Source organism: Thermobaculum terrenum ATCC BAA-798, from assembly GCF_000025005.1.
Taxonomy (GTDB): Bacteria; Chloroflexota; Chloroflexia; order Thermobaculales; family Thermobaculaceae; genus Thermobaculum; species Thermobaculum terrenum.
Genome location: NC_013525.1, coordinates 204,094 through 217,789, shown reverse-complemented (window position 1 = coordinate 217,789; position 13,696 = coordinate 204,094). Strand labels below are relative to the sequence as shown.

Sequence of the window (13,696 nt, the reverse complement as noted above, 5' to 3'; positions counted from 1 at the left end):
GGGATACTCCCAACGCGGGTTGCTTCTTCTATGAGCCTTGAAATTACTGCTTCACTTGGGGGATGTGTGGCCTAATATTAGCTTGATGCTCTCTAGGTCAACTGGGTGAGATATTAGATTTCCCTGTATGAACTTGCAGCCCATGGATAATAAGATCTCCCTCTGTGACTTTTCCTCTACGCCTTCCGCGATTATTTCCAGGTCAAGGGAGCAAGCTAAGGAGATAATTGTGTAAATTATTGCTCTATGTTCCTCATCATTAGGTAGCATTTTGACGAATGATTGATCTATCTTGATGAGATCAATTGGCAATTTTCTGAGATAGCTTAGGCTTGAATACCCAGTCCCGAAATCATCTATTGCTATCCTTATTCCTAGAGTCTTGATTTCTTTAAGCGCGTTCGTTATGCATTCTACCTCTTCTACCAGTGCGTTTTCGGTGATTTCCAACTGTACATCTTTTGGCTGTAAGTCATACTTGTGAAGCATAGATTCTAGATTGTTAGTGAAGTGAGGTTGCCTAAGTTGTTTTGCAGATACGTTTATACTTGTTATGAACTTAGCTCCGGTAGTTGCTTTCAAATATGCAGTCTGCTCACATGCTTTATTAAGCACTAATTCTCCTAGTGTGTTGATTAATCCAACTTCCTCAGCGATGGGGATAAACTTGTCGGGACTTAAAATCCCATTGGGAGAATTCCACCTGAGCAAAGCTTCTATCATTTCTACCTTGCCTGTGGCAGCGTCCACTATGGGCTGATAATGCACTATGAACTGGTCGTTTTGTATGGCCGTTCTCAAGTTGCGCTCTAGTTCCAGTATCTCTGAGGCTTCCTGTTCCATGGATTGATCAAAGATGACATAAGTGCCTCTTCCCAGTGACTTTGACTTGTACAAAGCAATATCAGCTTTTCTTAGTAGTGATGAGGCGGAATCTTCTGAAGAGGAGCATAGTGCTATCCCTATGCTGGTGGATGTATATACGCGTTCCCCAGCTATATCAAATGGCTGACTGATGGATTCGATGATCCGCTTTGCTATTGATACGACATAGTCGATGCTCTTCACCTTTGTAACCACTACAGTGAATTCATCCCCTCCAAATCGCGCTGCAAAGTCGGTTGGGCGTAGGTTAGCACTGAGCCTGCGGGCGACTGCAACTAACAGAGAATCTCCTGCTTGGTGTCCCAGGTTGTCATTTACTGCTTTAAAGTTATCTAGGTCCAGAAACAAGACGGCAATGCTGCGGCTTCTGTTGGAGGCAAGGAGCTTCTCGAGTTGCTGCCCTAGCATTACCCTGTTTGGAAGACCAGTTAATGGGTCATGGAGAGCTTGCCTAAGTAAACTCTCTTCGTTCACCTTCTGCTCGGTCACATCCTGAACCGTGCCTGTAAGTAGCAGGTGTGAATCAGCCCCTTTTACTATTTGAGCTTTACTGTGTACTACTCTTATACTGCTGTCTGGAAGTAGTATTCTGTAAGAAACGTCGTATGCGCTTAAAGCCTTTATAGAGTCCCTATAGGCACTATCGACACGATCCCTGTCATCCGGATGTACTATTCTAAGTAGATACTCATAGCTTGGCTCCAGGGATCCGGGTTTGAGTCCATAAATCTTGAAGGTCTGATCGGACCATACCTCTTGACCCGTAGATGTATCTCTTTCCCATAGTCCCAGGTTTGCAACTCTTTCTGCTATCTCTATCTTTGCATGCTCGATTTCTAGCTGCACTCTTAGAGATTCTGTTAGCGAGACATCCTGTATTAGCATCAATATAAGATTGGAAGGCAGCCTGCCGGAGTAAGCTCTAACCCTAATCCAGCCATCTCCGGCCCTACGTAGTTTTACGTCAGCCTGTGAAACCTCATGAGCTTGATTCTGCTGAAGTATTAGCTCCTTAGCGGTTTCTTGATCCTCCCTGTGGATTAGCTCTAATAAACTTGCCCCTATTAAGGCTTTGGGGACGAAGTTGATCAAGTTTTGTAACGATTTACTAGCATAAGATATGCTGAGGTTCTGATCTATTATCAACATGGGTATATTTGCTGCATCTAGGCATGCTTCTAAGTGAGTTAAGGCAGTTGCTGATACCAGCTTTGAGCTCTCTTTATCCGAGGTCCTCGTTCTCTTGCTTGCTGATATACCTAATATTGTGGCTGTTCCTAATACTGCCAGCAGGATTATAATCAGTACTTCATTCTGTAACATTTTGTTTTTGTATACCTGGATTTATGGCTAATTATGCACCAAATAGTCAATAAGGTCTAATAATTATTATTGCCGCGAAGATATAATTACAGCCCTGGAATGTAAGAAAATGCTCCAGAGCTGTAAAGTACTGAGTGCTGCTTAGTAATTTTATGGTAGGAAGCGAGGTATAACTTCCCTACCAAAGAGTTCCATGCTTCTGGTGCTTGGAAAATCTGCAAATCTTAGCTGAAAGTGCTGCACTCCGGATGATATGCGTGCTTCCACCTGCCTAGCCACTTCATCGGGAGTACCAAAGATCGCGCTGTCTTCGCTGTAGAAGGGGCTGCTTCTGGCTATTCTCTCTGCCTGGCTCGAGCTGTCTGCTACAGCCACACAGGAGCTTGACCAGCTCTTTACTATACTGTCGTAACTCCTTCCAACATCCTCACAGTGTCTTCGTAGCACCTCGAGTTTATGCCTGAAGGTTTCTATACTCCCCCCAGATAGGTTCCACCAGTCTGCGTACTGAGCAGCTACTCTCATAGAGAGTTTCTCTCCAGCTCCACCTACCATAATTGGTGGCAGCGGGTCAGGCTTAGGGTTGACCGTAGCCTCATGTATTCTGTAATGTTTGCCCTCAAAAGTTGCATTAGATTGCGTCCACAATAGCTTGGCAATCTGTATAGCTTCCGCCATTTGGGTTATCCTGACTGATGGTTTAGGAAAAGGAAAATTGTATTCAATGTATTCCTTCTCTTTCCAGCCCGCTCCTATGCCGAATATGTATTTTCCTGGATTGAGTGCACAGAGTTGTGCGAAGGCCTTAGCTAGCGCCGCTGGGTTTCTGTAAGATTGACAGAATACGGTGGATCCCCACTTGATCTGAGGGTATAACGCTGAGTAATAGGAGATCGTAGTAAGACATTCTATAGTGGGCGTATCTTCTTCCTGCCAATCAGGCCAGGGAATAAAATGGTCTGCAACCCAGGCACTGTCGTAGTTGTAGCTAACCAGTACATCTAGGTTTTCACGTATCTGCTGAGTGAAATCAGAGAAGCTACTACCATCTGTAGGAAAATCTGGGAATCTCCATCCGAACCCTATAACATTCAAGTCGCTCACTCCTGCTTTTATTCGTCAAGCAAATTGTGTAGAAACTTAATCTTCTCTAGAGTCTGATAATTGCCTCCACCTTCGTGGTGGTTGTATGTATAGACCCTGATCTCTTTAGGGCCAGCATAATGGTTATAAGCAGCAAATACAGTGGACGGTGGACAGACCTCATCCATTAGGCCAACCGAGAACAGTGCAGGACATTTTGCTCTTGCTGCAAAGTTGACTCCATCGAAGTAAGATAGTGTGCTAAATACCTGATCGACTTTGTCTCTGTGTACCGCGCAGTACTTTGAGATCTCTATGTAGGGTGCTGAGTCTGTGATCTCAGTAGCTCTTCGATAGTGGCATAGGAATGGAACATCAGGCATCGCAGCAAACACGTCTGGCACTAGCCCCGCAACCGCGAGCGTTATACCTCCGCCCTGGCTTCCGCCTGTGACTATGATCTTATCTGAGTCTACGTCTGGGTATTGCTTTGCGACCTCTACTGCTCTGACAGCGTCGGTGAATACTCTACGGTAGTAGTATGTTGTAGGGCTAAGGATTCCTCTTGTCATAAATCCTGGAAACTGGGGATCAATAGCAGCGTCTGGATCGTCTGGAGTATCACCCTTTAGGAAACTGCTGCCTTGCCCTCTGGTGTCCATTACTAGATGGATATACCCTGCGCTGCTCCACGTTAGCCAGTCTATAGGGAATCCTCGTCCTCCACCATAACCTATAAATTCCACAACACACGGGATCTTTCCATTTTGCCCTTTGGGCTTTAGCAGCCACCCTTTGATATCCTGACCACCATAACCTTTGAAAGTGACATCATAAGTCTCTACATTGCGCAGACCAAAATCTATAGGCTCAAACCTGGCGTTGATGGGAATAGCTCTGGCTTCTTGGAGGGTGTTATTCCAAAAATTGTCAAAGTCTGAAGGTTCTTGTCGTGGTGGTAAGTATTTCTGTAGCTCATCTAGTGACAGATCAAAGAAGGGCATGCCCAACTCCTCCATAATAAGGTTATGACAGCATCTACTGTCAGCAGGTTATCAGAAAGTATGGATGGACTGCTAGAGAGATTTACGGATGGTAGTTCTTGCGATGCTTCTCTAGTTCCTCTAGGGTTGCAAACTTCTTATTGCAGGTAGGGCAGGGATAGTCTGGACTAGAGACCTCATGAGCTTGTCGTCCGTGCTCTTCAAGTTCTTCGAGTGTGCGGAACATGGAGTGACAGACGTCGCATTTATACTTATGGTCCTGCTGCATGCCTAGCTCTCCTTACCGGTATCGTATCTGTGGCCCTCAATGCATACTACTCCCTCAGACCCAACGATCGCATCATGTACGATGCCTGGGGGTAGATCGAGTCTATCACCTGGATGCATCTCGATCTTGGTTTGTGTTTCTGGAAAACCAAATGTTATGGAACCTTTAGCCACATACAATACCTTGTGGTAAGAATGAGAGTGCGGAGCATATACGTCGCCAGGAGAATTCGACCAAGTATAAAATGGGAGGTTTTCCCTTCTCATAATCTGTTGTATCTGCTCGTCTGTTGGAGGGGTATCGCCTGGCCACCTAGTGACTTTGGGGTTGCTGTTCATGAGACACCTCCTGTTGACTGTCACATTGTACCTGCCATGTCCTCTTCTGACTGGCTTTGTTGTGACTGTTGATCGCCCTGGCTTTGTATGAAGCTTATTCTGCCTTTAGGTTCTATTATGGCCCACGCCACGTTGGATATGTTAGCTATACCGGCTAACCTCATCTCGGACTCTACCTCTGATCGCGTCACCCTGGCATTTCGCATGTTAGGTTCTATATATCGACCGTCTCTGACTATAACTATAGGCTTACCATCAAAGAATTGCTCGAACCTTCTAGATAGATATGTTGCCCAGGAGATGCTTGCTGCCCAAAAGCCGAATGTCGTAATGGCTATAAGCGCCCCGGTTAGTGAGAAATCGTTGTGAGTTATGCCCTGCTGTATAAGATCTCCCATCACGACCAGCACTATAAGTTCAAAGGGAGTCATCTGTGCAAGCTCTCTTTTCCCAAGTAGCCTTATGAGAATATAAAGTCCCCAGAATATAACTGTTGCTCTAATGACTATGTCCATCTTACGGCCACACCATTATGGAGTAGTCAACTCTGTTGATTTCTGCACCGTTGCTAAGCAATCTGATAGTGCCATGGTTTTGCCCCCTCAAGCTGGGGTTTATTTGCAAGTCTACTTTTACTAGGAACTCTTTATTACTGCTGAGGTTGCCGAACAAAAATCTAAAGTTGCCATTTTCGGAGGACTCCTCCTGTGGAGCTGGAGACATTGTGTTTATGGTCATATCCTTCCATAAATCCGCAGATACACTTAGCACAGTGTTCTTCAACTCCGTTCTTGGAGTTATGTGTATCCTCATCTCAAAGATCTCTCCTGTGCGTATGAACCTTGGACCTTCGATCTCCAGCACCGAAGTGTTGTTTTGAGACGTCGCTCTGTGGCGCATAGGGCCTAATATTCCAGATAAGCTTACTATTATGATCAATGAGAGTATAATCAGCGGGGTCGGATTAGCACGACTATGTATACTTCTGCGCTCTTCCCAATGAGACAGCTCTATACCATCAGGCGGAGAACTCATAGACGCTGAATATCCTTTTTGATAGATCATAGTCTCTGCCTGTCTAGTTTGCATCATGTAGAAGTTGGGGAGTGTGAAGTTTAGACTTTTAGTCCTCAAATAGAGTAAAACTTGTACAATAAACCTGTACCTCAAATTTCTAAGATCTTCGGAGGCTGCATATGAGCGACGCATCGACTGGATTTGATCCTAGGCACAAAAGCAGAACCATAGTTGAGGGGCGTGAGAGGGCAGGTGCCAGATCCATGCTACGGGCCATAGGATGGACCGACGAGGATTTCCATAAGCCCGTTATAGGAGTAGCACACTGCTGGATAGAGACAATGCCCTGTAACTATGGTCATAGAGAGCTCGCAGAACATGTCAAGCGAGGGATTAGAGATGCCGGAGCTGTGCCTGTAGAGGTAAACACCGTCGCTATAAGCGATGGTATCACTATGGGCACTGAAGGTATGAAGGCCTCCTTGATAAGCCGTGAGGTGATTGCCGACTCCATAGAACTGGTGGGGCGAGGGCATATGTTTGATGCCATGGTCATCCTTGTGGCTTGTGATAAAACAATCCCAGCTGGAGCTATGGCCCTAGCGAGGTTGGATATACCGGGTTTTCTTATTTATACAGGTACTATCTATCCAGGCAAATACAAGGGTAGAGATGTGAACATCCAGGATGTTTATGAGGCCATAGGTGCGGCGGCAGCTGGCAAGATTACGGATGAAGAACTTACCGAGCTTGAAAAGGTAGCTTGCCCAGGTATTGGTGCCTGTGGAGGGCAATACACTGCCAATACTATGGCTACAGTTATAGAAGCCCTGGGTATAGCCCCTGTTGGGTCTGGATCTACCCCTCAACCTCATCCGGATAAGAAGAGGATTTGCTACGAAGCAGGTAAATTGGTGGTTGATCAACTCAAGAGAGGACTAAAGCCGAGCGATATACTCACCAGGCAAGCTTTCCTTAACGGCATCGCTGCTGCTACCGGAACTGGAGGGTCTACCAATGCAGTACTACACCTGTTGGCTATAGCGCGAGAGGCAGGAGTAGAGTTGACTATAGATGACTTCAATGAGATAAGTGAGAATACTCCAGTTATCACTGACTTGAGGCCGTCTGGTAAGTACACAGCGGTCGATGTCTATGAAGCTGGTGGTATAGAGTTGATACTGAAGAGGCTTATCGAAGGCGGTAAGATAGATGGTAGTCAGCTAACACCCACAGGCAGAACACTTGCCGAGGAAGTCGCAAACGTTCAGGAGAGGAAACCTGGCCAGCAAGTTATATTGAGCCTTGATAATCCTAAGAGTCCAGTGGGCGGGCTAGTGATACTCAAGGGCAATCTCGCACCTGAAGGCGCAGTGGTAAAGATAGCTGCGAGTGGTAGGACATATCATAAGGGCCCAGCGAGAGTATTCGACTGTGAAGAAGATGCCATGGATGCAGTAATCAACAAGCAGATAAATCCTGGAGATGTTGTAGTGATTAGATATGAAGGGCCAAAAGGTGGTCCTGGGATGAGGGAGATGCTAGGTGTCACTAGCGCGATAGTAGGTGAAGGCCTTGGAGATTCGGTAGCACTCCTTACTGATGGAAGGTTTAGTGGGGCTACTCGTGGACTGATGGTGGGACACGTTTCTCCTGAGGCTGCAGTAGGTGGTCCTATAGCTGCCCTACGAGAGGGAGATATAGTAACCATAGACCTTGATAATAAGAAACTGGAGGTAGACCTACCTCAAGAGGTGATCACGGCTAGAATGCAGGAGTGGAAAGCACCTGCCCCTCGTTACACATCTGGTGTGTTTGCCAAGTATGCGGCTCTAGTATCTTCAGCCTCCGAGGGTGCTGTAACCAAAGCCTTTCTCTAGACTCCTCACATAATGAGGCAGGGGAGATATATCTCCCCTGCCTCATGTTCGGACTAGGTTTAGTTATAAATTCAAGGTTAGCTCAATATAGTAACAGGCTTGAACTCGGGTCTTCTTGCCTCGTAAGCATCTATATCAGCTACATGCTGCAGAGTTAGCCCTATATCATCCAGCCCGTTGAGAAGTCTATGCTTGACAAATGGATCTATATTGAAGTTGGCCCTCAGGGTTCCAACCTCGACGGTCTGAGCCTCCATGTCTACCTTGCCAGTTATTCCCGGATTATCTAGAGCAAGTTTTATAATCTCCCTGACCTGATCTTCAGGAAGCTCTACGCATAGTAGACCAATCTTGGTGCAGTTGTTTCGGAATATATCCGCGAAGCTTGGAGCTATAATCACATCAAACCCCATATCCTGTAGTCCCCAGGGAGCATGTTCCCTGGATGAACCACATCCAAAGTTCGGTCCAGTGGCTAATATCTTAGCGTTCTGGTACTCTGGTCGATTCAGAATAAAGTCAGGCTCTTTTCTCCAGTCATAGAATGTGAATGGACCGAAGCCTGTACGCTCGATTCTCTTCAGGAACTGCTTAGGCATTATTTGGTCGGTATCTATGTTAGGTCTGTCGAGGGGTGCTACTATGCCCTCTACTTTGTTGATAGCTTTCATCGGTTATTTAACCTCCCATTCGCGCACATCAACCAGGTGGCCGGCAACAGCTGCAGCTGCAGCCATAATCGGAGACATAAGGTGGGTTCTACCACCCGGTCCCTGTCTTCCCTCGAAGTTTCGGTTGGAGGTGGATGCGCTTCTCTTGCCAGGCTCCAGTATGTCTGGGTTCATACCAAGACACATTGAGCATCCAGAATCTCTCCACTCGAACCCAGCTTCTTTGAATATCTTGTCAAGTCCTTCTCTTTCAGCTTGAGCCTTGACTTGCATGGAGCCGGGTACAACCATTGCACGCACGCCTTTAGCCACCTTGCGTCCATTAAGGATCTTAGCTGCAGCCCTTAAATCTTCTATACGTGCATTGGTACAAGAGCCTATGAAGACAGTATCTATCTTGATCTCTGTCATGGGGGTGCCAGGCTCAAGCCCCATGTACTTAAGTGCCCGCTCCATAGCTTCCCTCTCTGCAGGCGTCTTAGCTTCGCTGGGGTCGGGTACTCTCCCAGTGATCTTCACCGACTGTCCTGGGTTTGTACCCCATGTCACGTACGGCTCAAGCTGGCTTGCATCCAGCTTCACCACTTTATCGAACTGGGCTCCCTCATCCGTAGGCAGGGATTGCCAATACTCGAGCGCCTTCTCCCATGCTTTGCCTTTGGGGGCATGGGGTCTCCCTTCAATGTATTTGAAAGTGGTATCATCAGGCGCTATCATTCCTGCTCTCGCACCGGCCTCTATGGACATGTTGCATATGGTCATTCTCTGTTCCATCGAGAGTGAGCGGATGGTATCGCCTCTATACTCGATTATGTGGCCATTACCACCATCTACGCCGATTTTCTCGATGATGCCAAGGATAATATCCTTAGCGGTAACACCTATAGGCAGCTCTCCGTTTACTTCTATGGCCATCATCTTAGGTTTTCGCTGCCAGAGACATTGTGTAGCCAGTACGTGTTCAACTTCGCTGGTCCCGATTCCAAAAGCTAGTGCGCCAAAAGCTCCGTGTGTGGAAGTGTGGCTATCTCCACAAACTATGGTCATTCCAGGCTGTGTCAGTCCCTGTTCAGGACCTATGACGTGGACTATGCCTTGTCTGGGGTCTCCCATCCCAAATAATCTGATTCCAAAATCTGCACAGTTTTTCTTCAGAGCCTCTACCTGAGCTCTAGAAATAGGATCTGTTATTCCAAACTGAAGGCCGGTCGTAGGTACATTATGGTCCATCGTAGCCAGAGTTAGATCTGGCCTACGGACTTTACGCCCTGCGAGCCTTAGCCCTTCGAATGCCTGAGGAGATGTAACTTCATGCACGAGATGCAGATCAATATAAAGCAGGTCAGGCTCTCCTGGTGATCTACGTACTACGTGATCTTCCCAAACCTTCTCTGCAAGTGTCCTTGGTGCCATAGCGTCCCCCGATTCCAGAAGATGATTTTGATTATCTTAGCCTACGCTTGCTGATTGATCGGAGTGGATACTCCAAGCTATCAGCAAGCGCCAACCAGCTAGCTTCAATAATGTTGGTTGAAGAACCAACGGTATTCCAAGTGCTCTTACCGTCAGTGGACTGGATCCATACGCGTACTGTAGCAGCAGTTCCAGATTCGTTATCCAATACTCGTACCTTATAGTCCGTAAGGTGTACTGGATCAAGTTCTGGATAGAATGGCGCAAGTGCCTTGCGCATAGCCCTGTCCAAGGCATTTACAGGGCCGTCCCCATCTGCCGCTGTGTGCATCACTTCGTTACCTACCTTGATCTTCACAGTTGCCTCGGACAGAAACTCGCCGCCATTACGGCTCTCGGATACGACCATGAAATCCAGTAGCCTAAATGGTGGTTCATAGTCTGGCTGTGCTCGAAGAACCAGCAGTTCGAATGAGGCTTCAGCATCTTCGAATTGAAAACCCTCTTTTTCAAGCCTTTTTACCTCTTCGAGCACCTGTCTTACCTGTTCCGAGGAGGTATGCGCCTCCAGTCCGAACTGAGCCATCTTCATGAGTACGTTGGATCTACCACCCAGCTCGGATATAGTTACTCGCCTGGTGTTTCCGACTAGCTCAGGTGGTAGGTGTTCGTAAGTCTCAGCCGATTTGGCTACAGCGTTGACATGCAGCCCAGCTTTATGTGTAAAGGCTTTTGCCCCAACATAGGGTAGTCTTTCGTCATGAGCCATGTTAGCTACTTCAGCGAAGTACCTTGAGACAGACGTAAGCTCCTTTACCTTTTCTCGGCCAATAGTGTGGTAACCGTATTTCAGTTCCAGATTGGCTATTATCGAGCAGAGGTTAGCATTGCCTATACGCTCACCATAGCCATTTATAGTCCCTTGGACCTGGGTAGCGCCTTTTTGCACGGCTATCAAGGTGTTGGCTACTGCCAATTCAGAGTCGTTGTGGGTGTGTATGCCGACGTCAAAGGGCCTTGTCGCTGCTATTGCTCTCGTCTCTTCTACGACCTTCTCAACGGCCTGCGCTATCTCCTCGGGCATTCTACCCCCGTTGGTATCGCACAGCACTACAGCATCCGCCCCAGCCTCTATAGCCGCGTGTATACATCGCATAGCGTAGTCAGGATTATTCTTGTATCCGTCAAAGAAGTGCTCTGCATCAAAGAATACTTCCTTGCCGTAGGACTTACAGAATGCTATGGAATCTTTGATCATAGCTAGGTTCTCTTCTAACGAGCAACCTAGCACCACGTGTACCTGCATGTCCCAACTCTTGCCTACCAGAGTTATGACTGGAGTGCCAGCTTCGATCAGCATCCTCAGGTTCAGGTCTTCCTCAACGGATGCGTATGCTCTTCGCGTTGAGCCGAAAGCTGCCAGCTTAGCATTCTTGAGAGGAATGTTCTTCATCCTCTCAAAGTATTCGGCGTCCTTAGGATTGGAACCTGGCCAGCCCCCCTCAATGTAATGAACTCCAAGCTCGTCGAGGCGCCTTGTCAACTTCAGCTTGTCCTCGACAGAGAAGGAAATCCCCTCCATTTGAGAGCCATCTCTTAAAGTAGTGTCATAGATCTTTATCTGTCTCAATTCTGGATCTCCTTCAAAGAGGCTTATACTCCCGTAGTAGACTTGGAGTTCTCGTAGATGTAGTTGATTATTACGTCGGTCATCTCTCGGGTTGAGAGTGCTTTGCCATCACGTACGATGTCTGCTGTTGCCTTGCCTTCCGACAATGCCTTGGATACAGCCTGTTCTATAGATGAGGCCTCATTTTCAAGACCAAACGAGTATCTGAGCATTAGGGCAGCGCTGAGAATGGTAGCTGTCGGATTGGCTATGCCTTTCCCAGCTATGTCTGGAGCGGAGCCGTGGATAGGTTCGTAGAGCCCTGGGCGTATCCCATTTTCCTTGACTCTTGCTCCCAAGCTTGCAGATGGCAGCAGCCCTATAGAGCCAGTAAGCATGGCAGCCTCGTCCGTAAGGATGTCGCCAAACATATTCTCGGTTACTATTACATCGAAGCTCTTGGGAGCTCGCATTATATGCATAGTCATTGCATCTACTAATATGTGCTCCATCTCTATCTCTGGGTATTCCTGGGCTACCTCAGTGGCTACTTCTCGCCACAACCTGGAACTGGATAGTACGTTTGCTTTGTCGACGCTGGTAACCTTCTTACGTCTGCTCATGGCTATGTCGCATGCTGTACGTACGACGCGCCGTATTTCCTCTTCGCTGTAGTAGAGGGTATCCACAGCATGTCTCTGGCCGTTTTCCTCCCATCTTTTGGATGGCTGGCCAAAGTATATGCCGCCGGTTAGCTCTCTGACGACGACTAAGTCTACCCCCTTTACCAGCTCGGGCTTGAGTGGAGAAGCGTCGAGCATAGAGTCAGTGACTTTTACTGGGCGCAGGTTGGCGAACAGTTCCAAGCCTTTTCTAAGCCAGAGTAATGCCTGCTCGGGCCTAACCTCTGCTTTAGGGTTATCCCACTTAGGGCCACCGTTTGCCCCAAACAATACTGCATCTGCCTGCTTGCACTTCTCTAGATCTTCGTCTCTTAACGGTGTGCCATACGCGTCTATGGCTGCGCCACCTACGAGCATCTCCTCAAACTGGAAACTATGCCCATATATATCAGCTATGGCCTTAAGAACTCTGACAGCTTCGGGCACGACTTCTTGTCCTATTCCGTCTCCTGGCAGAACTGCTATGTTATAAGCTTTGCTCAACTTTCAACTCCGATTTGCATTTATGTTTTGATCTAGATTAGCAAATAGGGAAGGTGTAAGTTTTAGTAAACTGGCGTGACCCAGTGCATATACTTGTCATTGTCTCCCCGGGCAGCGGCAAAGTAACGCTTTTGAATCTCCAAGGTGAATTTACCTGGAGTGCCATTACCTATAGCTCTGTCATCTATACGTGTAACAGGCGATACCTGTACTCCTGTGCCGCAGAAGAAGACTTCGTCTGCCTGATAAAGTTCTGACCGATCGATCGGTCTCTCAATTACTCTCAACCCCAGATCTTCTTCTGCGCTGACCAGCTCAATAATGGCGGCACGCGTTATGCCCTCCAGTATGTCTTCAGTGACTGCCGGAGTTATAAGCTCCTTACCTCTAATGATAAAGAGGTTACAAGAGCTGCCTTCAGACACGTTACCATCTTTAGTAAGGAATATGGCTTCATCGAAGCCAGCTTGCAAAGCATCATCTACGGCCAGTGCGCTGTTTACATAAGCGCCACATATCTTGCCTCTAGCCGGTATGGCATTATCATTGATTCTCTGCCACGAAGAGATACTGACGTTTAGCCCGGACGATATATCTACGTAGTTCCCCATAGGGAAGGTGTATATAGTTACTTCGTCTTCCAGCCCACTGAGCATAAGCTTGATGGTGGGCGTAGCCTTAAAGGCTAGAGGTCGGATATATACATCCTGCTTGTATTGGTTCTTGCGTAAAACTTCGAGTGTGATATTGCAAAGATCTTCCACTGTTTGGTTTAGCTTAATTTTGATGAGGCCACAGTTACGGAGGAATCTCTGGTAGTGCTCCCTCATCTTGAGCACATACATCTGCTGCTGGTTGTCATTCCAGTAGGCTCTTATCCCTTCAAAGCATGCTGTGCCATAGTTTAAGGCATGGGTAGCTACGCTCACCTTGGCGTCAGCCAAAGGCATGATCTCCCCTTTGAAATAGCACCAGTTCGTCTCAAGGTCGGTAGGTATTGGTTTAGGTTTTTGTTCTGCTTTGACCGTCAACTCTTTGT

General features: G+C 47.3%; 13 protein-coding genes. 1 reads left to right on the top strand and 12 read right to left on the bottom strand.

The window, feature by feature from the left end; all coding sequences use genetic code 11:
* Window positions 1-51: 51 nt before the first annotated feature.
* From TTER_RS14455 to TTER_RS00985, 7 genes are all read right to left on the bottom strand, one after another.
* Window positions 52-2,208, bottom strand: coding sequence for a sensor domain-containing protein (locus TTER_RS14455; protein ID WP_012874160.1), 2,157 nt, complete (start codon window positions 2,206-2,208; stop codon window positions 52-54).
* A 150-nt stretch (window positions 2,209-2,358) separates the two neighbouring features.
* Window positions 2,359-3,303, bottom strand: coding sequence for an LLM class flavin-dependent oxidoreductase (locus TTER_RS01010; protein WP_012874159.1), 945 nt, complete (start codon window positions 3,301-3,303; stop codon window positions 2,359-2,361).
* 17 nt (window positions 3,304-3,320) lie between these two features.
* Window positions 3,321-4,295 (bottom strand): acetylxylan esterase, encoded by a 975-nt coding sequence (locus TTER_RS01005; protein ID WP_012874158.1) that lies wholly within the window; start codon window positions 4,293-4,295, stop codon window positions 3,321-3,323.
* Between the two features lie 82 nt (window positions 4,296-4,377).
* A complete protein-coding gene (locus tag TTER_RS16310) occupies window positions 4,378-4,563 on the bottom strand; it encodes a C2H2-type zinc finger protein (protein ID WP_012874157.1) in 186 nt (61 codons plus the stop codon).
* 2 nt (window positions 4,564-4,565) lie between these two features.
* A complete protein-coding gene (locus TTER_RS00995; protein ID WP_012874156.1) occupies window positions 4,566-4,901 on the bottom strand; it encodes a cupin domain-containing protein in 336 nt (111 codons plus the stop codon).
* 20 nt (window positions 4,902-4,921) lie between these two features.
* A complete protein-coding gene (locus TTER_RS00990; protein WP_012874155.1) occupies window positions 4,922-5,416 on the bottom strand; it encodes a DUF421 domain-containing protein in 495 nt (164 codons plus the stop codon).
* A 1-nt stretch (window position 5,417) separates the two neighbouring features.
* Entirely contained in the window at window positions 5,418-5,936 is a 519-nt protein-coding gene (locus TTER_RS00985; protein ID WP_012874154.1) for a hypothetical protein, read from the bottom strand.
* Between the two features lie 161 nt (window positions 5,937-6,097).
* On the opposite strand from TTER_RS00985, the gene ilvD reads away from it, so the two are divergent.
* Window positions 6,098-7,798 carry a dihydroxy-acid dehydratase gene (gene ilvD / locus TTER_RS00980; protein WP_012874153.1) on the top strand — a complete coding sequence of 567 codons (1,701 nt, stop codon included), beginning with the start codon at window positions 6,098-6,100 and terminating at the stop codon, window positions 7,796-7,798.
* Window positions 7,799-7,875: 77 nt separating this feature from the next.
* Here ilvD and leuD read toward each other — a convergent pair whose 3' ends face one another.
* From leuD to TTER_RS00955, 5 genes are all read right to left on the bottom strand, one after another.
* Window positions 7,876-8,469 carry a 3-isopropylmalate dehydratase small subunit gene (gene leuD, locus TTER_RS00975; protein WP_012874152.1) on the bottom strand — a complete coding sequence of 198 codons (594 nt, stop codon included), beginning with the start codon at window positions 8,467-8,469 and terminating at the stop codon, window positions 7,876-7,878.
* Window positions 8,470-8,472: 3 nt separating this feature from the next.
* A complete protein-coding gene (gene leuC, locus TTER_RS00970; RefSeq protein WP_012874151.1) occupies window positions 8,473-9,882 on the bottom strand; it encodes a 3-isopropylmalate dehydratase large subunit in 1,410 nt (469 codons plus the stop codon).
* A gap of 31 nt (window positions 9,883-9,913) precedes the next feature.
* Window positions 9,914-11,512 (bottom strand): citramalate synthase, encoded by a 1,599-nt coding sequence (cimA, locus tag TTER_RS00965; RefSeq protein WP_012874150.1) that lies wholly within the window; start codon window positions 11,510-11,512, stop codon window positions 9,914-9,916.
* Between the two features lie 23 nt (window positions 11,513-11,535).
* Complete coding sequence (leuB, locus tag TTER_RS00960; RefSeq protein WP_012874149.1) at window positions 11,536-12,657, bottom strand: 3-isopropylmalate dehydrogenase; 1,122 nt, start codon at window positions 12,655-12,657, stop codon at window positions 11,536-11,538.
* Window positions 12,658-12,719: 62 nt separating this feature from the next.
* Complete coding sequence (locus TTER_RS00955) at window positions 12,720-13,688, bottom strand: branched-chain amino acid transaminase (RefSeq protein WP_012874148.1); 969 nt, start codon at window positions 13,686-13,688, stop codon at window positions 12,720-12,722.
* Window positions 13,689-13,696: the final 8 nt, after the last annotated feature.